At 30.9% G+C, this 24,063-nt stretch carries 24 protein-coding genes and 1 pseudogene; 11 read left to right on the top strand and 14 right to left on the bottom strand.

What is annotated here, in order from left to right; translation table 11 throughout:
* Window positions 1–885: a glycosyltransferase family 2 protein gene (locus F0460_RS08230; RefSeq protein WP_150012116.1), complete on the top strand. Its 885-nt coding sequence runs from the start codon at window positions 1–3 to the stop codon at window positions 883–885.
* Entirely contained in the window at window positions 886–1,827 is a 942-nt protein-coding gene (locus F0460_RS08235; protein ID WP_150012118.1) for a glycosyltransferase family 2 protein, read from the top strand.
* Here the strand turns inward: F0460_RS08235 and F0460_RS08240 are convergent.
* Window positions 1,811–2,884, bottom strand: coding sequence for a glycosyltransferase (locus F0460_RS08240; protein ID WP_150012120.1), 1,074 nt, complete (start codon window positions 2,882–2,884; stop codon window positions 1,811–1,813). The two genes, F0460_RS08235 and F0460_RS08240, sit on opposite strands and share 17 nt — an antisense overlap.
* A 23-nt stretch (window positions 2,885–2,907) precedes the next feature.
* Between F0460_RS08240 and F0460_RS08245 the strand changes: the two genes are divergently transcribed.
* Window positions 2,908–3,792: a glycosyltransferase family 2 protein gene (locus F0460_RS08245; protein WP_150012122.1), complete on the top strand. Its 885-nt coding sequence runs from the start codon at window positions 2,908–2,910 to the stop codon at window positions 3,790–3,792.
* Here the strand turns inward: F0460_RS08245 and F0460_RS08250 are convergent.
* The 7 genes from F0460_RS08250 to F0460_RS08280 form a co-directional block, all read right to left on the bottom strand.
* Window positions 3,784–4,173: a sugar 3,4-ketoisomerase gene (locus tag F0460_RS08250; protein WP_150012124.1), complete on the bottom strand. Its 390-nt coding sequence runs from the start codon at window positions 4,171–4,173 to the stop codon at window positions 3,784–3,786. The two genes, F0460_RS08245 and F0460_RS08250, sit on opposite strands and share 9 nt — an antisense overlap.
* Window positions 4,174–4,184: 11 nt before the next feature.
* Complete coding sequence (locus F0460_RS08255) at window positions 4,185–5,663, bottom strand: oligosaccharide flippase family protein (RefSeq protein ID WP_150012126.1); 1,479 nt, start codon at window positions 5,661–5,663, stop codon at window positions 4,185–4,187.
* Window positions 5,663–6,658: a hypothetical protein gene (locus tag F0460_RS08260; protein ID WP_150012128.1), complete on the bottom strand. Its 996-nt coding sequence runs from the start codon at window positions 6,656–6,658 to the stop codon at window positions 5,663–5,665. Before F0460_RS08260 ends, F0460_RS08255 begins: the two co-directional genes overlap by 1 nt.
* Before the next feature lie 116 nt (window positions 6,659–6,774).
* Entirely contained in the window at window positions 6,775–8,520 is a 1,746-nt protein-coding gene (locus F0460_RS08265; protein WP_150012130.1) for a T9SS type A sorting domain-containing protein, read from the bottom strand.
* Window positions 8,521–8,529: 9 nt separating this feature from the next.
* Window positions 8,530–9,420 (bottom strand): hypothetical protein, encoded by an 891-nt coding sequence (locus tag F0460_RS08270; RefSeq protein ID WP_150012132.1) that lies wholly within the window; start codon window positions 9,418–9,420, stop codon window positions 8,530–8,532.
* A gap of 55 nt (window positions 9,421–9,475) precedes the next feature.
* Window positions 9,476–10,573, bottom strand: coding sequence for a DegT/DnrJ/EryC1/StrS family aminotransferase (locus F0460_RS08275; RefSeq protein ID WP_150012134.1), 1,098 nt, complete (start codon window positions 10,571–10,573; stop codon window positions 9,476–9,478).
* A complete protein-coding gene (locus tag F0460_RS08280) occupies window positions 10,570–11,550 on the bottom strand; it encodes a GNAT family N-acetyltransferase (protein ID WP_190304124.1) in 981 nt (326 codons plus the stop codon). Before F0460_RS08280 ends, F0460_RS08275 begins: the two co-directional genes overlap by 4 nt.
* A gap of 91 nt (window positions 11,551–11,641) precedes the next feature.
* On the opposite strand from F0460_RS08280, the gene thrS reads away from it, so the two are divergent.
* The 6 genes from thrS to F0460_RS08310 all read left to right on the top strand — a co-directional run bounded on the left by thrS (window position 11,642) and on the right by F0460_RS08310 (window position 16,529).
* Window positions 11,642–13,582 (top strand): threonine--tRNA ligase, encoded by a 1,941-nt coding sequence (gene thrS, locus F0460_RS08285; RefSeq protein WP_150012138.1) that lies wholly within the window; start codon window positions 11,642–11,644, stop codon window positions 13,580–13,582.
* Between the two features lie 35 nt (window positions 13,583–13,617).
* Window positions 13,618–14,172: a translation initiation factor IF-3 gene (gene infC, locus F0460_RS08290; RefSeq protein ID WP_150012140.1), complete on the top strand. Its 555-nt coding sequence runs from the start codon at window positions 13,618–13,620 to the stop codon at window positions 14,170–14,172.
* 50 nt (window positions 14,173–14,222) lie between these two features.
* Window positions 14,223–14,420 carry a 50S ribosomal protein L35 gene (rpmI, locus tag F0460_RS08295; protein WP_091518998.1) on the top strand — a complete coding sequence of 66 codons (198 nt, stop codon included), beginning with the start codon at window positions 14,223–14,225 and terminating at the stop codon, window positions 14,418–14,420.
* 113 nt (window positions 14,421–14,533) lie between these two features.
* Complete coding sequence (rplT, locus tag F0460_RS08300) at window positions 14,534–14,878, top strand: 50S ribosomal protein L20 (protein WP_150012142.1); 345 nt, start codon at window positions 14,534–14,536, stop codon at window positions 14,876–14,878.
* A 136-nt stretch (window positions 14,879–15,014) separates the two neighbouring features.
* On the top strand, window positions 15,015–15,830 hold the full coding sequence (locus F0460_RS08305; protein ID WP_150012144.1) for a 2,3,4,5-tetrahydropyridine-2,6-dicarboxylate N-succinyltransferase: 816 nt from the start codon (window positions 15,015–15,017) through the stop codon (window positions 15,828–15,830).
* 192 nt (window positions 15,831–16,022) lie between these two features.
* Window positions 16,023–16,529 carry a hypothetical protein gene (locus tag F0460_RS08310; RefSeq protein ID WP_150012146.1) on the top strand — a complete coding sequence of 169 codons (507 nt, stop codon included), beginning with the start codon at window positions 16,023–16,025 and terminating at the stop codon, window positions 16,527–16,529.
* A 76-nt stretch (window positions 16,530–16,605) separates the two neighbouring features.
* Here the strand turns inward: F0460_RS08310 and acs are convergent, their stop codons facing one another.
* The 5 genes from acs to F0460_RS08335 all read right to left on the bottom strand — a co-directional run bounded on the left by acs (window position 16,606) and on the right by F0460_RS08335 (window position 21,916).
* Window positions 16,606–18,513 carry an acetate--CoA ligase gene (gene acs, locus F0460_RS08315; RefSeq protein ID WP_150012148.1) on the bottom strand — a complete coding sequence of 636 codons (1,908 nt, stop codon included), beginning with the start codon at window positions 18,511–18,513 and terminating at the stop codon, window positions 16,606–16,608.
* 88 nt (window positions 18,514–18,601) lie between these two features.
* Entirely contained in the window at window positions 18,602–19,540 is a 939-nt protein-coding gene (locus F0460_RS08320; protein WP_150012150.1) for an NAD(P)H-dependent flavin oxidoreductase, read from the bottom strand.
* Between the two features lie 7 nt (window positions 19,541–19,547).
* Window positions 19,548–19,973, bottom strand: coding sequence for a hypothetical protein (locus F0460_RS08325; protein WP_150012152.1), 426 nt, complete (start codon window positions 19,971–19,973; stop codon window positions 19,548–19,550).
* A gap of 65 nt (window positions 19,974–20,038) precedes the next feature.
* The gene (mnmA, locus tag F0460_RS08330) at window positions 20,039–21,235 is read right to left on the bottom strand and encodes a tRNA 2-thiouridine(34) synthase MnmA (protein WP_150012154.1); all 1,197 of its coding nucleotides are present in this window, start codon (window positions 21,233–21,235) and stop codon (window positions 20,039–20,041) included.
* A 48-nt stretch (window positions 21,236–21,283) separates the two neighbouring features.
* Window positions 21,284–21,916, bottom strand: a complete 633-nt coding sequence (locus tag F0460_RS08335) for a toxin-antitoxin system YwqK family antitoxin (protein WP_150012156.1) — start codon at window positions 21,914–21,916, stop codon at window positions 21,284–21,286.
* Window positions 21,917–22,109: 193 nt separating this feature from the next.
* Here F0460_RS08335 and F0460_RS08340 point away from each other — a divergent pair.
* Both F0460_RS08340 and F0460_RS16380 read left to right on the top strand, forming a co-directional pair.
* Window positions 22,110–23,060, top strand: a pseudogene (locus F0460_RS08340) (NAD(P)/FAD-dependent oxidoreductase).
* Between the two features lie 36 nt (window positions 23,061–23,096).
* On the top strand, window positions 23,097–23,225 hold the full coding sequence (locus tag F0460_RS16380; RefSeq protein WP_317132141.1) for a hypothetical protein: 129 nt from the start codon (window positions 23,097–23,099) through the stop codon (window positions 23,223–23,225).
* Window positions 23,226–23,297: 72 nt separating this feature from the next.
* Here F0460_RS16380 and F0460_RS08345 read toward each other — a convergent pair whose 3' ends face one another.
* Window positions 23,298–24,005 (bottom strand): Cthe_2314 family HEPN domain-containing protein, encoded by a 708-nt coding sequence (locus F0460_RS08345; RefSeq protein ID WP_150012158.1) that lies wholly within the window; start codon window positions 24,003–24,005, stop codon window positions 23,298–23,300.
* Between the last annotated feature and the right edge of the window lie 58 nt (window positions 24,006–24,063).

Genomic DNA, 24,063 nt, shown 5'->3' on the forward strand with positions numbered 1-24,063 from the left:
ATGCTTTCTATATTAATTCCTACATATAATTACAATGTTTTTCCTCTTGTTAAAGAAGTCAGAGAACAATGTATTGCTGAAAAATTAAGTTTTGAAATAATTGTTTTAGATGATGCTTCTCAAAATTTTTATACTGAAAACAATGAAATTAATAGTTTAGATAACTGTTCGTATTCTGTTTTAAATCAAAATATTGGAAGAAGCAGTATTAGAAATTTATTATCAACAAAAGCATCGTTTGATAATTTACTTTTTTTGGATGCTGATGTTCGAATAATCAGTAATCAGTTTATCAAAAACTATGTGAATTTTATTAAAAGTAATTCTAATTACGGTGTTGTTTATGGTGGAATTATTTATCAGGAAAGTAAACCTAACAACGATCAATTACTGCGTTGGATTTATGGAAACAAACGAGAAGCATTATCTGCCGAAAAGCGAAATGAAAATGTTTATGTTTCCTTTTTAACGCTTAATTTTTTAATTAAAAAAGAAATTTTCAGGAGTGTTCGTTTTAATGAAGACATTCCAAATTTACGTTACGAAGATTTGTTGTTTTCGTTCGATTTAATGAAAAATAAAATATCCTTACAACATATAAACAATCAGGTAGTGCATAATGGAATTGAAACCAGCGAAGTGTTTATGCAAAAAACAAATGATTCGCTAAAAGGCTTAAAGTTTCTTTTGTCGAAAAACTATCTAACAACCGATTATGCAAAAATAAGCGCTGTATTTAATTTGTTAAATCAAACAAAATTATTGTTTTTAATAAAATTTATCTACAAAATGCAAAAAAATAGTTTTGAAAAAAACTTGTTAAGCAGCAAACCTTCCCTATTTATTTATGATATTTACCGTTTAGGATATTTCAGCCAATTATAAATGACACCTTTCTTTTCAGTAATAATCCCGCTTTACAACAAAGAAAAATACATTCAAAATACGTTGAATTGTGTTTTCAATCAGTCATTCTACAATTTTGAAGTTATCGTTGTTAACGATGGATCAACTGACAGAAGTTTAGAAATTTTAGAGGAATTTAATGACATCAGATTAAAAATTATCTATCAGAAAAACCAAGGAGTTTCTGTCGCTCGAAATACTGGAATGGAAAATGCTAAAGCTGATTATATTTGTTTTTTAGATGCAGACGACTCTTGGAAAACAAATCATCTGCAGGCATTTCATGATACAATCACTAAATTTCCCGATGCCAAAATGTATTGTAACAGATACGTTACTCAAATATCAAAAAATACCTTTATTAAGAATAATTTTATTGATATTGAAGAAAATTATGAAGGCTATGTAACTGATTTTTTTAAAAGTAGTTTAATAAACAGAGTTGCATTAACATCGGCAGTTTGCATACATAATGATATTTTTAATGAGATTGGCGGATTTGATAAAACAATTTCAAGTGGTCAAGATTTAGAATATTGGATTAAAATAGCAATTAAATATAAAACAGCCATAACAAAAAACAACACATTGATTTATAACTTTTTAGACGAAAACATAAGTCTATCGAAAACTCATATAAACAATAAAACCATTCCAAAATTTAGTCAATTTTTAAGTGAGGAAAAAATAAATAAAAGCTTAAAAAAGTTCTTGGATCTTTACAGAATTGAGTATGCATTAAAATATCATATTGCAGGAAACAGCGAAAGAACTAAAGAATTGTTACAAAATGTTGCTTCAGAAAACTTAAAGTCTAAAACAAAAATACTCTTTTATTTTCCGTCGATAATTTTAAGACCATTATTAAACTTAAAACACTATTTAAAAAGTAATGGTATTGATTTTACTGTTTATCATTAATAACTTTTCTCCATTGCTTTTTAATAGCTTCAATTTGAAATTTCTCAACAGATTTGTAAGCATTTTTCTGTAGAAATTGATAAAGTTCATCTTTATTAATCAACTCATTCATTCCTTGAATCATTTTATCTTTATTTTGATTTTCAATCAACAATCCATTATATCGATTTACAATAATTTCGTTAGGACCCGTTTCGCAATCAAAAGAAATCACAGGCGTTTCCATTAATAATGATTCAACTAAAATGGTTGGTAAACCTTCGTATTTGCTTGTTAAAACAGAAAATAAAGCGTTTTTTAAGTAGCTTTCAGGATTTGGTTCAAATCCTTTGAAATCTACAAAAGCTGAAATATTTAATTCATCTGCTAAAGATTTCATTTCTTCTAATCGAACGCCATCACCCAAAATAACTAATCGGATTTCTTTTGCTGGAAGCATACTTTTTGCATAACACTCTAACAACAAATCAACCTGTTTTACATTTTCATAATCCATTCTGGCAATAGATAAAATGTACTTGTCAGATTGCTGTTCAGATTCTACTTTCTTTTTAAAATCGACAAAATTATAAATGGTTTGTGTATTGAAAAAAGGAAATTGTCTTTTTACTTTTTTTTCAATACCTAACGAAACACAAATAAATAGTCTGTTTTTAAACAAGAATTGATTCAATTTATCAGAACTAAACAAATAACTACTAATATTAGAACTGTGAATGTAATTAAAAACCTTTTGTTTGCTGTAAATAAGTTTTTGCCAAAGAATTTCGGTTATAAAGTTTAAGCGGTATCTGTGGTCGATTACCAATGTAAAATTATTTCGCTTAATTGATTTTTTAATATTTAAGTAAGTTTTGATTTTGGATAAAAATCCTAAATGATCAATATTATAATGATGTAATTCTCCTGTGAACGGATAATCAATTTTCGATTCTAAAACATACAAATGTACATCGTAGCCCATTTCTTCGAACAAAAAAGTACTGTTTGCCACTACCCGCTCCAAACCACCAGACGATAAAGAGTATGTAACCAATGCTATTTTATTTTTTTTCAATATATTTGCTGTAAATTAAAAAAATGTCTTTACCTGTTGTTTCTGTAATTTGTATTTGTTTTAACCACGAAGATTTTGTGCAACAAGCTATAAATTCGGTATTAAATCAAACCTATAAAAATATAGAATTAATCGTTATTAACAATGGAAGTTCAGACAATTCTCATGATGTTATTACAAAAATAGCAAATAAAAATCCATCGATAAAATATATCCAGTTTACCGAACTTGTTAGTTCTACAAAAGCTTTTAATTATGGATTTAAACAATGTAAAGGAACTTATTTAATTGATCTTTCTGCAGATGATATTTTGCTGGAAAATTGTATTGAAAAACAGGTGAATTTCTTTACAAAGCAGACTGATAATGTAGGATTGATTTTTGGAAATGCTTTCAATATTAACGAATATGGCATGCGAACAAAACCGTATTTTGAAGTTGATAAACAAAATAAAGTAACCGATTTATTATTGCACAAAACCAATTATTTAAGATTACTTTCAGGCGGAATAATAATGTGCTCAGTTGCTTCTATGATTACACGAAATCATTTTGAATTGTTGAAAGGATACAACGAAGAATTATTTTTTGAAGACTTAGATTACTGGTTGCGACTTTCAAGATTGTATGAAATTAAATTTCTTGACGATTTTTTGGTCGAAAAAAGGTTTTTAGAGAACTCATTGGGAAATCAGTTTCATAAAAACGATGAGTTTTCAAGAAAAATAAATAAATCAATTCGACAAATTTATAGCGAATCAATCTTAAGAAATAGATCAAACATAGAAAACCAAGCATTACTTAAAAGGATTCATTACAGCATGCAACAATGTTTAAAAAATAAACAGTGGGTAGAGTTTCTTAAATTTTCTTTAGTTGAATTAAAATGTAGAATTCGATTATTTTAGATAATTCTTGAAATCATTAAAATCACGTATGTAATCACTTTCATCAAATTCATCAGAAGAAACTACCAAACAAACCGATCCTGATGAAAAATTTCGCAACTCTCGCCAAGTGTTAATAGGAACATACAGACCTTCATTGGGTTTAAACAGATGATATACTTTTTCTTCGGTTAAATTATGTAAAACCACTTCAAAACTACCTGAAACAGCAATTATAAATTCCTGCTGATTTTTATGTGCATGTCCGCCACGTTCTGCTCCGCTTGGTACATCGTACAAAAAATAAACACGGTTAATTTTAAAAGGAATGGTATTTCCTTGAATTACAGATAAATTTCCTCGAGGATCTTCAATTTTTGGTAGTGTAATTATTTTGCTCATACTATTTTTGGTTATTTATTTAGTACAGATTTTATTTTTCGTATTAATAATTCATTTAATAAATATTTATCTAGTTTGAAACCGCTATAAATGATTGATAATATAAAAAACAGGACAGTAGATACACGGTAGGCTAATTCATTAAAATAAAAATAGCATAAAATAATTATTAAACATGAAATAATAGTAAAAAGTAAAAGTTTTTTGGATTGTTTATCTAAATTAAAACTATAATTAATCTTCGCAAAATAATAAGTATATATAGCAGATAAAATATAGTTTATTGTTATAGCCAAACCTATTCCGTAGAGTCCAATGTATTTATAAAATACAATCGTGAATAATATGTTAAATATATCGCTTATTGAATTGATGTAAAAATATTGTTTAAAATTATTATGCGACAAAATGATATATCCTACAATATAATTAAAACCTCTAAAAAAAATTGAAACAAGACCAAAGATTAAAATCTCATATACTGGTAAAAAATTCACTGAAAACAATAATTTAATAAAAATATCACCTAAAAAATATAAAAGAAATATTGCAGGCATCAAAATTATTAAACACAATTCAAGCTGATTATTTATTAATTTATTGATTTCAAATTTATTATCAGTTTTTAAAGACTGTGTCAATTTTGGAAAATAAAATTTATTAATCCCAATGAATAAAATCCCTACGTACGAAACCATTAAAATATTACCTACATGATAATAACCTAAAACTACTCCTTCATCAATAGGTTTTAAATAATAACGGATTAATAAATAACCTGACAATCCAATACAAGTATTTAATGCCAATAAACTACCAGATTTTGTAAATCGTTTAAAGTTATTTTTTAATTCCTCTTTAGGAATTTTAACTGAACTTATATTGTATTTTTTTGTACCTCGCCAAAAAAACATCATATTTATCACCGAAGTTAAAATCATTGATAAAATAATACCTTGAATATTGTACAAATAATAACAACTTATTATAATAACAACATTTATAACGTTGGTAATAATATTCAATACAAGTAGCTTTTTAATTTCCTGTAAACCTTCTAAAATGATAGTTCTACTCTGAACAAAGCTTGTGCACACAAAATAAACTGCCAAACATACAAACCAAATAGAGTATTTATCTGTCCCAAAAGTTCCTCTACTTAAATAAGTGGAAAATAAAATTGAAATAATTGCAGCTAAAAAACCTGTTGCAAGTGAAAATAGATTTATAAATTTAATAGAAGATTGTAATTCATTTGATAATTTATTAGAAGCAATCTCTCTAATACCAGTAAAATTTAAACCAAAACTAGTCAAAGAGATTATTAATTGTGTAGTGTTTTCAACAAATCCAATTAAACCTACCCCAACAGGTCCTAAAAATTTACTCGCGAACATGTTCACAATTACACGAAGTAGAATTCTAATAAGCTCTACAATGCCAAATAGTCCAGTTGCTTTAAATAAAGATTTATAATTAGAATCACTCATTATATTTCACTTCCAATTTTTTTATATGATAACCTAAATGCTTCATACCATGTTTCCCAGGTAGAATATAAACTTTTATTTTTAGTAATCTTTAAAAGACTCTTACTAATCCAATCAGTAGAAATATCTGAATTAAAATCATCTATTTTGTAGGTATTCCCATTTAACCATTCCTCATTTAATATTTCATTAATTTTGAAAATATCAATAGTTATTCCTAAATTTTCTTTTGATATTAATGTAGCAGTGGTTTTCAACGTGGTTTTTAAAATTTCTTTTTTAAAATTTCCAATATTAGTATCAATTTTACTTTTTAAAAGTTGGCTGATTTGTTTTAATTCATCAACATTATCTTGGCTAGATTTCCAACAAGTTTCATAATATCTTTTTGAAAAAACGCCCCCAGCAACCATGTATAAACGGTAATATTTTAAAAGTTCTAATTTATGATTGAACAATTTAATAACTAAACTACCTAATTTAAATTTGTTTGTTCTAAAAATGGCATCAAACAAAAAAGGGTTTTTAGTCAGAACTTTTGGTTGAACAATATTAAAAAATGCTGTTTTTTGAATGATATTATCAGAAATCAGCTTTGTATTTTTTAACCATAAAAATTTAATCATGTCCATTTTTAAATCATAAATCTCTTTTGTGAAATCTTTATAATTTACTGGTTGAGTAAACCACATATCGTCTTCTAAAAGAATAAAATATTCTGATCCTTTTAAAACTTCATCGCGCCAAAAATCGGCAGGAATAACTTTTTTAGGTACTTTAATTAAAGAAATATCTTTACTTTTCTGTTCGTAATAAGGTGATTTTATAATTTGAATATCAGGAAATAATTCAACAATTTTATCTAAATATTTTTGCGGAGTACCATCGTCTAAAACAATAATTCTTCCATCAAAACCATTTAAATAATAATAGATACTTGCTATTGTTCTGTGCAATAAATAGGCACGATTAAACGATTTTATATAAATGTCCATTTAATGTGAATTTTTCTTGATTTCAAACCTAATTTTTTTAGTTATAAAATATTGATGTTCAAAATTACTAAAAAAAAAAGAGTGGTATTACCACTCTTTTTTCATTTCTAAATTATTTATTTTTTTATTAATTTGAAACTTTTTTCAAGTCCTTGATTAGAAGAGACTTTAAGAACATATATACCCGAAGATAATTCGTTTAATCTTAATTGTTCAGTATTTCCTCCATTAAATCTATAATCTTTTACTTTTTTACCATGTATATCATAAACAACTAAAGTAAAATTAGTATCCTTGTTATAGTTACTTAAATCTAAATTAACAAATTCTGAAAATGGATTAGGATAAACTTTAATATCATCAGTCATTTTAATTATTAGCTCATCTTTACTAGTGCTTTCATTGTTAGATGTTTTATTAAAAGGTTTTGGTAAAGGTGAAGTACAATCATCTATTTTAAAAACAACGTTTGACCCTGATTTTATGCTAAAACCTTTTGAGAGTACAATACTGTTTCCTGCTTGGTAGTAACCTTTAGATGATGAATTCATTGTATGATTTAATACAATACCATTAATTGCTGATTTATTAACTTCACTATTAATTATTGATATATTAGATGAATATATATCTTCAACACAATTATAATCTGGAACAAGTTCAGGAATTGTTCCTAATTTTTTATGCAAAAGATAACTTTGATCCCTTGTGTAAACTATATTATTTAATAATGAAGTATAATTTGAGTTTATATTCATCCCTAATAAATCATTTGAATTATCAATTTTATATATTTTATCAGAACTATAAGTATTTCCACTTACCGACAAATTTGTAAAATAGATATTTCCATCCGTGGCACGTTGCAAATTATCCTTTTCTATTGCAGATGGGTCATATAATGTGGTTTCAGGATATGCTATATTTGCAAGATTCCTAACAACAATATTTCCACCTATTAGATTGTTGCTTTGTTTACCCATCAGTATATATAACAATGCTGAATTTGACGAAAATTCAAAATCTTTAATACGTGTTGATGAAGTTTTAATTAAATTAATATTTGTCACTTTCCCAGTAATATTATCAAAATCAGCAATATACAAATTCCATATATTACTATCATTTCCATACAACACCCCTAAAGTAGAACCGTCTGGACTTATTTTCAACATTGAATGTGAGAAAATAGACTGTGGCATATTACTAATAGATGTATTACTTACAATGTTAAATTGAGGATAACCTTGAATATATCCATTAAATTTAAAGGTTTCTATAATTCCATTACTAGTACTTACCACTTGAAAAAATTCATTACTATTAGCTTTTTTTAATGTAGCCAGACCAGAAAAACCTATATTATTTTGTAAACCTCCTAAGCTTGTACTGCTTGCTTTAATATTTCCTAATGGAAAAGCTGGGTCATTAAAATCTAATACCCAAACTGAATAAATATGAAATTCAGGAATATCACCTAAAAGTACTTGCGATCCCATAGTAGTAACAAAATACTCACCCGGAATCCCTGGATTAGGTGTAATTATTGCATTCTGTAAAGCAGAATAAGTATTCTTTAACTCAAGGCTGCCATAATAATTATAATTTGGGGAAATTATTCCTCCATTTTTATCATAAAATTTATCATCATTACCTAGGTAAAAAAGTAAATCACCATTTTCGTCACTAACAATAGTGCGAGAACCTGCAGGTGTTATTCCATTTGGAGGCAATGATACACTTAAACTACCATTATTAAATTTTACTAAATTATTACCAAGAATCCAATTATCATTTATAGACTGGGCATTACAATAATAGTTAGAGGCTATAATTGTAAAATACAAAATTATTTTTTTCATAAAGTTGAATTATTTATTATTTTGTAATTCCTCAAATCTTTTTTTCAAGTTTTCGATCTCTTTGTTTTGCTGTATTAAATACAAAGTTAACTCTTCAATTTTCTCTTGCTGAATTTTAGTAATTTCGCCTAATGGCAATCCTTTTTCTTCAATTTCTTTAGCTGAAGGAAAATTTTGCAAACGGTTATTTTCTTGAATAAATTTTTCAACTTCATTTAAAGGAGTTAAAACATAATCATCTGCAAATACATAATCAGCCCAAGTATTGTAAACTTTAATTTCTTCTGCTCTTACTTTACCTTTTACAGCCAATCTGTAAATATCTGAACCATCAACAAAATTACTTGTTCCAATACCTAAATAAGAATCAGCTTTAGGCAGAGTTAAATAAGCACTATTTCCATCTTCGTTGAAATGTAGCATTGCTTCCTGCTGCTTACTAAAAAGTTGAAATCTACCGTTACCACCTGTAATAGCATCATAATTAAATCTTGCCATATTATTTCTATCTTCAATAGCAAAATAGGCCCAAGCAGTAGTTCTTAAATTTGATGTAGGATAATCAATAAACCTTAAACTACCATAACCATCTGCAAGCACAGGTCCAGCAGATAAAACCATACTTTTTGCTGAATTATCAGCTCCATTAATAAAAGTTTGATTGTTAGAAAGTCCTCCTACAACTATTTGGTTTGTATTTGTTTTACCTTCTACTCTTAGATTTCCATTCTTAACATGAAGTTTTTCAGAGGGTGCATTTGTTCCTATTCCAATATTTGTATTAAGTGTGAAAGAATTTGGTTGGATTTGACTAGCTCCTCCAGAGCCTGAATAAATTTGTGCAGTTGAATTAATAGAAATTCCTAACAAGATAAGTAATGGTAATTTTTGTGTTTTCATGTGTTAATTTATTTTAAATTTCATGCAATTTAGTAAAAATTAACATAATTAAAAATTAAAACCCATTTATTTTTTCAATGATAAAATCTTGTTCATCTACAGTTAACGACGGATTTAATGGAATACTTACAATTTGCTGATGAATTAATTCGGATATAGGAAATTGCAATCCATTAAATTCCTGCATAGCTTCCTGTTTGTGCGGCGGAATTGGATAATGAATTAACGTTTGAATGTCGTGCTGCAACAAATAATTTTGAAAATCTGCCCTATTTTCAACCCTTACCGGAAAAATATGAAAAACATGTGCTTCAAAATCGGCTACAAAAGGCATAGCAATTAGCGGATTTGTAATTTCTGAAAGATATCTTTTTGCTATTCCTTGCCGTGTTTTATTGTCGAAATCCAAATCAGGCAATTTCAAACGCAGAAAAGCCGCCTGTAATTCATCTAATCTTGAATTAATTCCTTTGTAAATATTGTGGTATTTTAATTCAGAACCATAATTACGTAAACTGCGAATACAGTTTGCTAACTTGGTATTATTCGTTGTAACAGCGCCGCCATCGCCAATACATCCTAGATTTTTTCCCGGATAAAAACTAAATCCAGCAGAATCGCCAATTGATCCCGCTTTCATATTATCAGCTGTTGCTCCGTGTGCCTGCGCAGCATCTTCAATAAACAATAAACCGAAATCTTTACAAAAAGTCTTAATTTTCAACGCATCGTTCACTTGTCCGTACAAATGCACCATTAAAACCGCTTTTGTGTGTTGTGTAACTTGCTGCTGTAAAACATCTAACGTTAAATTGTAGTTCAGTAAATTTGTGTCGACTAACTTTGGAGTTAAACCTGCATTAATAATTGATAAAATACTGGCTATATAAGTGTTTGCAGGCACAATAACTTCATCACCTTCCTTTAAAATACCTAATTCTAAATACGCTTTAAAAATTAAAACCAACGCATCCAGTCCATTTCCAACGCCTATACAATGCGAAACATTGCAGTAATCGGCAAATTCTTCCTCGAACTTCAACACTTCGTCACCTAAAATGTAATGTCCCTTATTAAAAAACAGTTTCGTTTTCTCAAGAAAAGCATCTTGATAAGGCTCATTCAATTTTTTTAAATTTAAATACGGAATCATATTTTTGGTTGGTTAATTTTAAACGTGTAAGTTGGAAATACAATTGTTCGCGCACCAAACTGCTCTTTCCATGCCAACAGATTAGAATTTTCGGCAGTTGATAAATCTTCAGACGATGTTCCGAAATCAAAATAATTGGTCTTTAAATTTTTAATGATTTCATAATGAAGCAAATCTAAACCGCCTAATTTATTATAGCTTGATTTACTTGCGATGTATTGCGATTTTACAAAATTTTTATTGTTGAATAAAATGGTTCCTGCAATCATTTCGTCATTTAAAAAAGACGCGTATAATTCAATTTCATCAGGAAAACGCTCTTTTAAGTAAATTATTTCATCTAACGAATGAATTGGTTTTTTACTAAAGCGTTCTTCTAATCTTGGTAGTAACAAATCATTCCAAAAAGTTTTAAAATCGTTTGATTTTCTTATTTCGATTCCTTTCTTCTGCGCATTTTTTGCATTTCGAACAACAGATTTAGAAAAAACAATTTCTTTTCTGTTGTAAATAACCGATCCTATATTCATTTCTACAGAACCACCGTAAAACTGATGTAAAAACGTCAATTCGTCATTTCCTGCTTCACAATAGATTGATGGTATTGTTTTAATGATCAATTCTGTAAAATTTTGATCCCTTAAAAAATCAATCAATGCAGTAAAAATATCTTTATATAAAGCAAATTTACATTCCTTTTTAACAATCAAACCACCATACGTCAATCCTTTATGACTGTAACAAATAGTATCGATCTTACAAGCCGGCAGCAAAGCAACCAATTCGTTATCTGAAAAGAACATAAGTGAAAAATCATCAAATCGGTCGCTGTGATATTCCATAAAATCACGCTGAAACAAAAAAGTGCCATTTTTTGCTTCGCTTACAAAACTATCCCAGTTGTTTTTTAACTGATTTTCGTACCTGATAACTTTAATAGAATGCTTCTTAACCATTACAACAACGAAATAAAACAAAAACTATAACATTTCATAATGAAAGCGTACTATTTTTTGTTAACGTAAAATAATTCTTTAGTATATTTGCGTGATAAATTTCAATAGTAAGATGATTAAAATAACATTACCAGATGGTTCGGTGCGCGAATACGCTTCAGGCGTAACTCCGCACGATGTCGCTTTAAGTATAAGCGAAGGTTTAGCACGTAACGTAATTTCAGCAAACTTTAACGGTACAACCGTTGAAACGACTACGACTTTAACCACCGATGGTAGCTTAACGTTATATATTTGGAACGATGCCGAAGGTAAAAAAGCATTCTGGCACTCAACTTCTCACGTAATGGCGCAGGCTTTGCAAGAAATGTATCCGGGTATTAAATTAACTATTGGACCAGCAATTGAAAATGGTTTTTATTACGATGTTGATTTTGGAGAGAACAAAATATCAGAAAACGATTTCAAGGCGATTGAAGATAGAATTTTAGCAATTTCTAAAGAAAAGCACGAATTTAAAATGCGATCTGCAACAAAAGCAGAAGCTTTGGAATTATATAAGGATAACGAATACAAAACCGAATTAATTCAGAATTTAGAAGACGGAACTATTAGTTTCTGCGACCACGCTACGTTTACAGATTTATGTCGTGGTGGGCACATTCCAAATACCGGAATTATAAAAGCTGCAAAAATTCTTTCTGTTGCGGGCGCTTACTGGCGTGGCGACGAAAAAAACAAGCAGTTAACACGCGTGTACGGTATATCGTTCCCTAAACAAAAAGATCTTACCGAATATTTAGAAATGATCGAAGAAGCAAAACGCCGCGATCACCGTAAATTAGGTAAAGAATTAGAATTGTTTACTTTCTCTCAAAAAGTAGGTCAAGGTTTACCGTTATGGTTGCCAAAAGGTGCCGCTTTACGTGACAGATTAGAACAATTTTTAAAGAAAGCACAGAAAAAAGCAGGTTACGAGCAAGTTGTAACGCCACATATAGGTCATAAAGAATTGTATGTAACATCAGGTCACTATGCAAAGTATGGTGCAGATAGTTTCCAGCCAATTCATACACCTGTTGAAGGAGAAGAATATTTATTAAAACCAATGAACTGTCCGCACCACTGCGAAATTTACAACGCAAAGCCTTGGTCGTACAAAGATTTGCCAAAACGTTATGCAGAATTTGGAACGGTTTATCGTTACGAACAATCGGGCGAATTACACGGATTAACGCGTGTTCGTTGTTTTACTCAAGACGATGCGCATATTTTCTGTACACCGGATCAGTTAGATGAAGAATTCAAAAAAGTAATCGATTTGGTACTTTATGTATTCGGATCATTAGGTTTTGATAATTTCACAGCACAAGTTTCTGTTCGCGATTTAGACAAACCAGAAAAATATATCGGATCGGTTGAAAACTGGGAAAAAGCAGAAAATGCCATTATTAGTGCAGCAAAAGATAAAGGATTGAACTATGTAGTAGAATCTGGTGAAGCGGCATTTTACGGTCCTAAATTAGATTTCATGGTGAAAGATGCTTTAGGTCGCCGCTGGCAGTTAGGAACCATTCAGGTAGATTACAATTTACCGGAACGTTTTGAATTGACTTATAAAGGATCTGACGATAAAATGCACCGCCCTGTTATGATTCACCGTGCACCTTTTGGTTCAATGGAACGTTTCATAGCTATTTTATTAGAAAATACAGGTGGTCATTTCCCGTTATGGTTAATGCCCGAACAAGTTATTATCCTGTCTTTGAGCGAGAAATACGAAAAATATGCTAAAAAAGTTTTAGATTTGTTAGAAAATCACGAAATTCGCGCCAAGCTTGATGATCGAAACGAAACAATAGGCAAAAAAATTCGTGAAGCAGAATTGCAAAAGTATCCGTTTATGCTGATTATTGGTGAGGATGAAGAGAACAATGCAACCGTTTCTGTACGTAAACAAGGAGAATCAGGAAAATCGAACACTTCTATGAAAATTGAAGAATTTGTATCTTTAATAGAAGAAGAAGTTAGTAAAACAATAAAACAATTTTAGTTAAACCGCTTTAATAAGCATAAAATCATATTACCATAGCAGTACATAACAGAAGAGGCTTTAGACCTCTTGAGAAAAAAGAAGATGCACACAGAATAAACGATAAAATCCGTGTGCCGGAAGTTCGTTTAGTAGGCGATAATGTTGAACCAGGTGTTTTTAAAACAACCGAAGCAATGGCTATGGCCGATGCTCAAGGATTAGATTTGGTAGAGATTTCTCCAAACGCTACGCCGCCGGTTTGTAAAATCATCGATTACAAGAAATTCATCTACGAGCAAAAAAAGCGCGACAAAATGTTGAAAGCTAAAACTGCTCAAGTTTCTGTTAAGGAGATTCGTTTTGGTCCACAGACAGACGAACATGATTACGAGTTTAAAAAGAAAAATGCTATGAAATTTCTAAAAGAAGGTTCAAAATTAAAAGCATTCGTATTCTTTAAAGGTCGTTCAATCATTTATAAAGAACAAGGTCAGATTTTATTGTTGCGTTTAGCACAAGATCTTGAAGAATTTGGTAAAGTAGAAGCTATGCCAATTCTTGAAGGTAAAAGAATGACAATGTATATTGCACCTAAAAAGAAAAATTAGTATTTTTGCAAAATATTGTTAAGTAAGATAACATAAATACCTAGGAACAAATGCCTAAAATGAAAACTAAATCTAGTGCCAAAAAACGTTTTACCGTTACTGGTTCTGGAAAGATCAAAAGAAAACACGCTTTTAAAAGCCACATCTTAACAAAGAAGTCTAAAAAGCGTAAATTAGCTTTAACTCACTCTGGTTTAGTACATAAAGCAGACGAAAGAAGCATCAAAGAACAATTAAGAATAATGTAATCGTTCTTTCGGTTAAAACAATTTAATAACCCTGGAGTGGGCTGATCATTAAAAATTTCGATCAAAAGCGATGTGTTTTGCATCCGCCCTACTACAAAAAAAATTTAAGAATTATGCCAAGAGCAAACAATGCAGTAGCATCAAGAGCAAGAAGAAAAAGAATTTTGAAGCAAGCCAAAGGTTTCTTCGGAAGACGTAAAAACGTTTGGACAGTAGCTAAAAACGCGGTAGAGAAAGCAATGTCTTACGCTTACCGTGACAGAAAACAAAAGAAAAGAAATTTCCGTGCGTTATGGATTATGCGTATTAACGCTGGTGCGCGTTTACACGGAATGTCTTATTCTCAATTCATGGGAAAAATCAAAGCTAACAACATCGAATTAAACCGTAAGGTTTTAGCAGATTTAGCAATGAATCACCAAGAAGCTTTCACAGCTATCGTTAATAAAATTAAATAAACGTTTGTAAAACCCCGTTTATCTTACTTACATATAGAAAAAACCTGCTTTACGGCAGGTTTTTTTGTTTATATCTCAACATTGAATTTATATCAAACAGAAAGATTTAATATATTTGTAAAAATAAAAAATCAGCATGCAAGAATTAAAAAAAATTATAGAGCAAGCTTGGGAAAACAGAGAATTGTTACAACAAGAAGCTACACAAAATACCATTAGAAAAGTTATCGATTTAATTGATAACGGACAATTACGAACTGCAGAACCTGTTGATGGCGGTTGGCAAATTAACGAATGGGTTAAAAAAGCAGTGGTTATGTACTTCCCTATTCAAAAAATGGAAACATTAGAAGCAGGAATTTTTGAATACCACGATAAAATGCCATTAAAACGTAATTATGCCGAAAAAGGGATTCGCGTAGTTCCTAATGCAGTTGCGCGTCATGGTGCTTATATTTCTGCAGGTGTTATTTTAATGCCATCGTATGTAAATATTGGTGCGTATGTTGATGAAGGTACTATGGTTGATACTTGGGCTACTGTTGGATCTTGTGCACAAATTGGCAAAAACGTACATTTATCAGGTGGTGTTGGTATTGGTGGTGTTTTAGAACCTTTACAGGCTGCTCCAGTTATTATTGAAGATAATGCTTTTATAGGATCGCGTTGTATTGTTGTAGAAGGCGTTCGCGTGGGTAAAGAAGCTGTTTTGGGTGCAAATGTATGCTTGACTGCTTCAACCAAAATTATTGATGTTACAGGCGAAACTCCTGTAGAAATTAAAGGATATGTTCCAGAGCGTTCTGTTGTAATTCCAGGATCTTACACTAAAAAGTTTCCTGCAGGAGAATTTCAGGTTCCTTGCGCATTAATCATTGGAAAACGTAAAGAAAGTACCGATAAAAAAACTTCTTTAAACGATGCGCTACGTGAGCATAATGTAGCCGTTTAATTAAAAATCAAATATAGCATCAAAGCAGTAATTATTTAGTTACTGCTTTTTTAATGATCTAACGAAGTCTGATTTATAGTTTCTCTTTTATTGTGTAAATATTTCATACATTTGCAAATAATTACAACTTAAACAAAGAACTACAGAAAGAACTTTCGTTATAAGTGAGTTAAAACACGAAAAATTCAATATATGACATTTCAAATTTGTTCTTGCAAAGGTTTAGATTCTAACTGTAAAATGTGCTTTGGAAGCGGTTATGTAAAATCCCTAACCGCAGATAAATCTTCGAATCAAAAAGATAAGAAATCGGTTGAAAAAAAGAAATTGAAAAGCGTTTCTGAACTGCCTTTAAATATTGATTCTTTAGGTAAACCAGAACTTATAAGTATTACAACAGAAGTAATTGCACTTTTAGATTTTAAATCTAAAAAACAAATGCAAATACTAAATTCAATTCCATTCAGCTCAAACACCTTCAGAAGAGATTTTAAAGAAAAATTTGCTAATTTAAAAGATCTTGAAGACGAAAAAATACTTTTAAGAGACAAACTTACAGCTATTGAAAAAGAATTGGTTGCACAAAAAATATCAGGAAATTTTAGGTTTAAACACTACTTGTCTGATATAGAAATTGATGTAGATTCTAACAGACAGCTTAAAGAATTAATTAAAGAATACAAAAGATTGAAAAATTAAAATTGGCTTTTAAGCAATTTTTTTAAATAAGAAAAATCCCTTTAAAATATTTTAAAGGGATTTTTGTTTTTTTAGGTTACAATCTATTTTCTATAATTGATGAAACCACTTCGGGATTTATCATTGTTGATGTATCGCCAAAATTATCTAACTGATTTAATGCAATGGATCTTAAAACGCGACGTAATATTTTACCCGAACGTGTTTTAGGCAAATCGTCTACAAACTGAATTTTATCTAGTTTACCGATTGGTCCGTAATGATCTGCGATCAACTGGTTTATTTCTTTCTTTAAATTATCACGGTCACGCGTGCTTCCTTCTTTCTTTAATGAAATAAAACCGTACAACGCATTTCCTTTAATATCGTGTGGAAAACCTACCACTGCAGATTCTGCCACAGCCGGATGGTGGTTAATGGCATCTTCAATAGGTGCTGTTCCAAGATTATGACCTGAAACAATTACCACATCATCTGCACGACCTGTAATTCTATAATAGCCAACTTCATCACGTAAAGCATTATCGCCTGTGAAATAAGTTCCCGGAAAATCAGAGAAATAGGTTTTTACAAAACGTTCATGATCGCCCCAAATAGTTCGTGCAATTGACGGCCACGGAAATTTAACGCATAAACTTCCCATAACTTGGTTTCCTAAAATTTCGTTGTTTTTTTCATCCATTAAAACCGTTTGTATTCCCGGTAATGGTAAAGTTGCGTAAGTTGGTTTTGTCGGTGTAATGCATGCCAACGGAGAAATCATGATCGATCCTGTTTCTGTCTGCCACCAAGTATCCACGATCGGGCAACGTTTTTTTCCAATAAAATCATTAAACCAATGCCAAGCTTCTTCATTAATCGGCTCGCCTACCGAACCTAAAACTCGTAACGAAGTTAGATTGTGCGATGCCACGTACGAATAATCGTTTGTCATTAAAGATCGAATGGCTGTTGGTGCGGTGTAAAAATGCGTAACCTGATATTTATCGATAATATCCCAATAACGTGATGGGTTTGGATACGTTGGAATTCCTTCAAAAATCACAGTTGTTGCACCGTTTAGTAATGCGCCGTATAAGATGTACGAATGTCCGGTAATCCAACCTAAATCGGCAGTACACCAGAAAATATCTCCTTCTTTATAATCGAATACATTTTGAAAAGTATATGCCGTTTGAATCATGTAACCTGCAGTTGAATGCACCATTCCTTTAGGTTTTCCTGTTGATCCTGAAGTATATAAAATAAACAACGGTTCTTCGGAATCCATGATTTCAGCGATGTTCGATGCTTCAGCAGCTTCATACAATTCATCAAACCAAACATCTATTTTATTATTAAAAGACACCGGTTCGTTTGTGCGTTTTACAACCAAAACTTTTTCAACCGATGTTAACCCTTCAATCGCTTTATCTACAACTTCTTTGGTTTTGATTGTTTTTTCGCCACGGAAACCTCCGTCTGAAGTTACAATAACTTTTGCACCGCAATCTTCTACACGAGAACGAATAGCAGCATCGGAAAATCCAGCAAAAATAACCGAATGTATCGCTCCTATTCTTGCACAAGCCAGCATTGTTACAGCTAATTCAGGAATCATTGGCAGATAAATGCACACACGATCTCCTTTTTTAACTCCTAACGATTTTAATACATTTGCTGTTTTTGAAACTCTGGTGTACAGTTCGTTATAGCTGATATGCTGTGGTTCTTCGGAAGGATTGTTCGGTTCAAAAATAATTGCCGTTTTTTCGCCACGTTTGGATAAATGTCTGTCGATACAATTTTTAGTTATATTCAATTTTCCGTTTAAAAACCATTTAATATCGCCTTTACCCATATCAAACTCAAAAACTTTATCCCAAGCCTGATACCAGATAAAATTTTCTTCAGCAATTTTGCCCCAGAATTTACGTGGTTCGCGAACTGATTTTTTATAATGTTTAAAGTACTGCTCTAAATCGGCAATTTTATAGTAACTCATGCTAGTATTCTTATATAGGGTACTAAATTTAATAAAAAAAGGAATATCTAAAAAAATATTCCTTGCTTTTTATGGGTTTATTGTGATTTTAGAACGAAAAAGTTGTGGCTACCGATTTTTCAAAATCAGCAATTATTTCCTTCATAACTTCACTTACCGGTTTAATTTCGTTAATCAAACCTACAATCTGACCAATTTCTAATTCACCGTCTTCCAAATCGCCTTCAAACATACCGCGCTTTGCTCTTGCTCTACCCAATAATGTTTTTAGATCATCTGTAGTTGCACATTTCCCATAAGCTTCTTGAACTTCGTTAAAAAATTTGTTGCGAATTAAACGTACCGGCGCCAGTTCTTTTAAGGTAAGATAAGTATCACCTTCTTGTGCATTTACACAGGTATCTTTGAAATTTTGATGAGACGAACTTTCGGTTGTCATTGCAAAACGAGTTCCCATTTGAACTCCGTCTGCACCCAGAATCATTGCTGCGTGCATAGATTTTCCCGTTGCAATTCCACCAGCAGCAATCAAAGGAATCTGCAAATGCTGTTTAACCATTGGGATTAAAGTAAGTGTTGTGGTTTCTTCGCGACCATTATGTCCACCGGCTTCAAAACCTTCGGCAACAACGGCATCAACTCCTGCTTCCTGCGCTTTTAACGCAAATTTTGACGAACTAACCACATGAACCACAGTAATACCTTTTTCTTTTAACCAAGTTGTCCAAGTTTTTGGATTTCCTGCCGATGTAAAAACGATTTTAACACCTTCATCTACAATAATATTCATTATTTCTTCGACATTTGGATACAGCATGGGAACATTTACACCAAAAGATTTATCGGTTGCTTTTTGGCATTTTTGAATATGTTCACGCAAAACTTCAGGATACATGGATCCTGCACCGATTAAACCCAAACCACCTGAATTACTAACCGCTGCTGCCAATTTGTAACCGCTGTTCCAAATCATACCGCCTTGAATAATTGGATATTTTATATTGAATAATTGTGTTATTCTGTTCATAATATTTTTAATTAGTGTATTTAAAATCTTTTTGTCCATCTTGAACAAAAACTTTCGATATTGTACTAAATGGAACTTTGTGTTTAATACCTGAAATAAATCTTGATCTGCTTCCTGTTAATGTGTCATTTATAATAACCACCGTATCAAAGTACATCGTGAACTTTTCGCCTTCATTATTTATTAAACGCATTTCTATTGAAGGGGAATTTTGCAGATAAAATACTGTTCCTTTTTTATCAAAAACCTCCAATGAATCAAGACTCACAGCCATATAAGTTGAATTAAAAAAAATGGAAGCATTATTTAATTTAACACCTCTTTCTTCTACAGAACTATTCTCTAACTGCGTTTTTAAACTTAAGGGTGTTAGTTCGTAAGTTTTGCAGGAAACAAAAAGTGTTAAAATGTAGAGAGTTACTATTTTTTTCAAGATATAAAAATTAAAAACCAAACTAAAAAAATTAGTTTGGTTTTGCAATTATAATTTCAATTTTATTAAATCTTCGATATTACTCCGGATCCTATTAATTCTTCATCGAGATGCCATGAAACAAATTGACCTTCTGTAATGGCTGATTGTGGCTCATTAAATCGTACAAACAATCCTTTTTCGGTTTGATACAGAGTTGCTTTCTGTAGTGGCTGACGGTAACGAATACGAGCCATGACTTCCATAGATTCTCCATTTTTCAAGCGCAAATCTTCGCGTATCCAATGAATTTCATGTGGTTGAACTAACAACGTTTTACGGAATAAACCGGGATGAAATTGTCCTTGACCTGTGTAAATGGCATTTTCGGTAACATTGGTATCAATAATAAACAAAGCTTCTTGAGTTCCGCCTACATTCAACCCTTTACGCTGACCAATTGTAAAATAATGCGCACCATTATGCTCACCAACTTTTTTAGCCATTTCGGGAGTATATTTTACCGAAGTTGCTTCCCAAGTTAATTCATCAATCAAAGAATCAAAATTCGGTTTTTGATCAGTATATATACCATGATCTTTAGAAACTTCGTAAATAATTCCTTTTTTAGGTTTTAATTGTTGCTGTAAAAATTCAGGTAAACGAACTTTGCCGATAAAACACAAACCTTGCGAATCTTTTTTGTCAGCAGTAATCAAATCGTTTTTCGCTGCAATCTCACGAACTTCAGGCTTTAAATATTCGCCAATCGGGAACAAAGCTTTCGCTAATTGTTCCTGTGATAACTGACATAAAAAATACGATTGATCTTTATTTGGATCTTTACCAGCCAATAATTTATAAACCGTTTTTCCGTTTACAACCGTTTCTTCTTTTCGACAATAATGACCAGTTGCAACAAAATCGGCACCCAATTCAAGGGCAATTTTCATGAAAACGTCAAACTTAATTTCGCGATTGCACAAAACATCCGGATTTGGTGTACGCCCGTTTTCGTATTCATTGAACATATAATCTACAATACGTTCTTTATATTCTTCACTTAAATCGACTGTTTGAAAAGGAATTCCCAATTTATCGGCAACAAGCAAAGCATCATTACTATCTTCTAACCAAGGACATTCGTCGGAAATAGTTACGGTGTCATCGTGCCAGTTTTTCATAAACAAGCCAATAACCTCATAACCCAGATCCAAAAGCAATTGCGCTGCAACGCTTGAATCTACACCGCCTGAAAGACCTACTACTACTCTTTTTTTCATTTTTTAAAAATCGAACTGCAAAGTTACGACAATTGGTTGAGTTGTATTTTATTTGGTTGTTTTTTTAGATACAATTAGCTTTCCGTTAACATATTTTGCTTCGTCGGTAATTTTTCCGTTTTCGTCGCGAATAATGATTTTACCGTCCAGATTTCCTTTAACGTACTGCGTTTCTTTAATTTTTACACCGTTTTCAGCATATTGATTAGAAATTCCGTCTTCAATTCCGTTTTTATATTCTAGTTCTTCCGATAATTTGCCTGATATGTAATACCCTTTTTTAATGCCGTGGATTTTATCGTTTTTATAAGGTTCTTCAGACATTACATGTTGTCCATCAATATGATAAACCTTCCAAAGTCCTTCTCGTAATTTATTTACATACAAACCTTCGGACATTTTCTTTTTTCCGTTGAAGAATATTGCATAAACACTACCATCAGCCTTAAACTCTTTGGTTGCAATTAGTTTTTTTTCGGGTTCATCGGCATAAAACTTAAAAGTTCCGGTTTCTTTTCCGTCTTTAAAAGTTCCTTCATATTTCACGTAATTGGTTTTCGGGTAATAACCAACCGAAACACCTTCACGTTTGCCCTGTGCATTGGTTTTGTTTACGTCTTGCGCATAAAAAGCCGTTGATACTGCTAAAACTGCCAATGACGTTATAATATACTGTTTCATTTTTGCTTGCTTGATTAAATTGTTTCAAAAATACATTTTCTAGTTATGTATTTGCAATTATTTTGCCAGAAATTGTAGTTTCATTTTTTCAAATTTAATTTTGTAGTTCATTTATAAACTAAAAATCAAAAATTTATAGTTTGAAGTTGAAAATTATTCAAAACAGCTTATTTTTGAAACAAATAACTTCAAAATGAATTTAAGTTTTTGGGAACTCGAAACCTATTTTAGAAATGTTGACTTTACCATCATCGGAAGCGGAATTGTTGGCTTGAGTACTGCATATCACTTACGCAAAAAACATCCTGAAGCAAAAATCGTAATCATTGAAAAAGGAATGTTGCCCGAGGGCGCAAGTACCAAAAACGCTGGTTTTGCTTGTTTTGGGACTTTGTCAGAAATTCTTTGGTATTTGGAATCGAATTCTGAAGAAGAAGTTTACAAATTAGTAGAAAGAAGATTCATAGGTTTGCAAAAGTTACGATCATTAATTCCTGATGAAAAAATGGATTATCATCAACTCGGCGGGCATGAAATTTTTCGTGAATCTGATAAATAATTGATGGAAAGTAGTTTAGCCAATTTAGATAAAATTAATTCTTGGCTCAAACCTATTTTCAACCAGAATGTTTACAGAAAATCTGATAAATATTTTGGTTTTAAAAACACAATCGGAATGATTGAAACTGATTTTGAAGGTCATATTCATACAGGGAAAATGATGAGATCTTTTGTGGAATTAGTGATTTCAAATCAAATTTCAATTTTGAACAATGTAGAAGTTAAATCCATAGGCGATTTGAATTCAGAAGTGGAAATTGAATTGGAAAATGGATTTCATTTCAATTCAAAAAAAGTTTTTTTGTGTACCAATGCCTTTACAAAAAAATTATACGATTTGGACGTCGTTCCTGCTCGCGCGCAAGTTTTGGTTACCAAACCGATTGAAAATCCACCTTTCAAAGGTTGTTTTCACATGGACGAAGGATTTTATTATTTCAGAAATGTTGGAAATAGAGTTTTGTTTGGCGGTGGTAGAAATCTGGATTTGGAAGGAGAAACCACAACTGAATTTGGTACAACAGATTTAATCCAAAATCAATTGGAAACTTATTTAAAAGAAGTAATTCTGCCGAATCATTAATTTGAAATCGATCATCGCTGGAGCGGAATTATGGACATGGGCGCGCAACGAGATCCGATTGTGAAACAACTTTCTGACAATGTTTATTGTGGCGTTCGTTTAACAGGAACGGGAATTGCAATTGGCTCGTTGGTAGGCGAAGAGTTAGCAAATTTGGTGGATTAGATACTTTAAGCTATAAACCTAATGTACATTAACCTTGCTTTAATATCATAAGATATTAATATGCAATAAGATTTAAACTAATTTTTGAAAGTTATATAAGAAAGGAATTGCTACTGTATTTAAAAAGTGTATGTAACCGATAAAGTTTAAAATTGTTGACTCTGTATTGTTTTTATATTGAAATGAATCATAGTGTACACCATCTTCATTTATTTTATGATACTTTTCAAATACTAGTTCTCTGTGAATGAAAGTATTTCTTATTTTAGAGATGTTTTGATAATAAGAATTATCAACTAATGCATAGAATGAATTTGATAAAGATTCATCTTTATACTGTTCGCATATAGCATTTTTTATATTACGTATTGTTATGTCCCTTTGATTTATGTTCAGACTATAATATATATTTACTAGATGTAAAAATCTATCAAAGGAACTTGATAATTTTGAATATATTATTTCGTAATAAGTTTCATAAGATATGCTGTTAGCGGTGCGAGAGCCTCCTTTAAACCTATTTGGTTTTTGCGTTGAATGAAACCATAAATTCGTTAAATACATTTTACTAATTCCTACACATTGTATAATTTCACTAATGTATTTTTGTTCTTTTAACAAACCATACTTCATTTTATCTAAATCATACAATTGAATTTCATGAATTTTTTTTATAGGTTCTAAAAAACATTTACTTAATGCCGGATATTCTGAATTAAACTTCTTTGCATCAGATAAATTTGGATTAACAAAATTTTCCCATTTAATTTCTATTTTCATTTTAGAAAGTTTGAATAATATATTAAAATTGTAAAATTTACAAGTATTACAATATTTA

The sequence above is a fragment of the Paenimyroides baculatum genome (assembly GCF_008629655.1).
GTDB classification, from domain to species: Bacteria; Bacteroidota; Bacteroidia; order Flavobacteriales; family Flavobacteriaceae; genus Flavobacterium; species Flavobacterium baculatum.